Origin of the sequence: Actinomyces sp. S6-Spd3, assembly GCF_000758755.1 — a bacterium.
Taxonomy (GTDB): Bacteria; Actinomycetota; Actinomycetes; order Actinomycetales; family Actinomycetaceae; genus Pauljensenia.
The window spans coordinates 1-744 of the sequence record NZ_JRMV01000007.1 but is presented as its reverse complement, the minus strand read 5'-3'; the positions used below and the strand labels follow the sequence as shown (position 1 = coordinate 744).

Annotated in this window: 1 protein-coding gene; it reads left to right on the top strand. The window is 58.1% G+C overall.

Features of this window, described 5'->3' with window-relative positions:
- Positions 1-122 precede the first annotated feature (122 nt).
- Positions 123-569, top strand: a complete 447-nt coding sequence (gene panD, locus HMPREF1627_RS00045) for an aspartate 1-decarboxylase (protein WP_081940714.1) — start codon at positions 123-125, stop codon at positions 567-569.
- The last annotated feature ends 175 nt before the right edge of the window (positions 570-744 follow it).

Below are 744 nucleotides of genomic sequence, written 5' to 3'. Positions count from 1 at the left end.
GCTGGTTGAGCCAACCACCTTCCAATCCGTAGAGGCCGGGGAAGCCGTGCTGGCCCTCGCCGCCTACGTTGGCAATACGCGCCTGATTGACAACGCTATCTTGAACATTGGGGAGGCCGCCAATGGCTAACGAAATCTACCGCACGCTAATGAGCGGCAAGATTCACCGCGCCACCGTGACCGGCGCGGACCTCAACTACGTTGGATCCATCACCGTAGATAAAACCCTGCTGGAAGCAGCCGGGATACTTGAAGGCGAACGCGTTGACATTGTGAATGTGACCAACGGAAACCGCCTTTCCACCTACACCATTAATGGCGAGGCTGGATCGGGAATCATCCAGCTAAACGGCGCCGCCGCGCACCTGACCGACCCTGGTGACATCGTCATCATCATCGCCTACCAGTCCGTGCCCGAATCCATGGCACGCGGCTTCAAAGGCAAGGTTGTATTGGTCGACAGAGACAACCGGATCATCAACCTCGGGTCAGACCCGGCGGGCGTTCCCACCGGCCTCGAAAACGCTTCCGGTGGTGAAGGTCCGCTCGCGGCCCCAAACCGCGGCTAACCAGGCGGCTCTGAAACGCGGATAAGCTGTCTACCCTAGTAGCGCTCGACGCCCTTCTAGCTTGGGCGTTCGCGAGTGCGTGAAACGTGATATTAGCCCACTATTTCCCGCATGTAGCGCCCCTTTAGTACGATGGGGACGTGGAAAAGAACAACGAGTCGTCTGAAATTCAAGA